1 protein-coding gene is annotated in these 824 nt (G+C 62.3%); it reads left to right on the top strand.

The window, feature by feature from the left end; translation table 11 throughout:
• Nucleotides 1-67 precede the first annotated feature (67 nt).
• The coding region (locus IVA81_RS18120; RefSeq protein WP_247320486.1) for a recombinase family protein at nt 68-824 on the top strand (757 nt) is incomplete at its 3' end.

The raw sequence follows: 824 nt of genomic DNA, 5'->3' as shown, positions 1-824 counted from the left end.
CGACGAGGACGGAATCTACGATCCTCGCCATCCCAACGATCGGCTGCTGCTTGGCATGAAGGGCACGATGAGCGAGCTTGAACTCTCGATGTTCCGCCACCGCTCGCAGGAAGCGCTGAAGCAGAAGGCGCGCCGCGGCGCGCTGGTCCTCGGTGTCGCCGCCGGCTATGTGAAGATCGGTCGCGATCGCATAGAGAAGAATCCGGACAAACGCGTGCAGGACGCCCTGCAGCTGGTCTTCACCAAGTTCGCCGAGCTGCAAAGTGCTAGACAGGTGCACATCTGGCTGAGAGAGGAGGGCATCGAGCTGCCGGTCAAGTCGCGCCAAGGAGAGGCGCACGGCGTCGTGTGGCGACTGCCGGCCTACAACATCGTGCACAACATCCTGACCAATCCGATCTATGCAGGTGCCTACGCGTTCGGGCGCACGACGAGCCGTGTGAGTGTCAAAGGTGGACGCAAGCATGTCCGGCGTGGTGTGCAAAAGCCCATGGCGGAATGGGATGTCTTGATCAAGGATCACCACGCGGCCTACATCACCTGGGACGAGTTCGAGCACAACCTCGAGGTGATCGCCAACAATGCGACCGGCATGAGCAGCGCACTCGCTCGCGGAGCAGCTCGTAAAGGCGAGTTGCTGCTGCCCGGACTGCTGCGATGCGGCCACTGCGGCCGCAAGCTCCATGTGCACTACAGCGGCAAGATCGGCCGCTACAATTGCTACGGTGCGCGTACGAACCACGGTGCCGCGCGCTGCATTTCGATCAGCGGCTTGAGCATCGACGCAGCGATCAGTAACGAGGTCCTGCGCGTGCTGAAGCCGC

The sequence above is a fragment of the Bradyrhizobium sp. 141 genome (assembly GCF_023074055.1).
Lineage (GTDB): Bacteria > Pseudomonadota > Alphaproteobacteria > Rhizobiales > Xanthobacteraceae > Bradyrhizobium.
The sequence above is the reverse complement of the archived record's forward strand: the minus strand, read 5'-3'. Positions and strand labels throughout refer to the sequence as shown.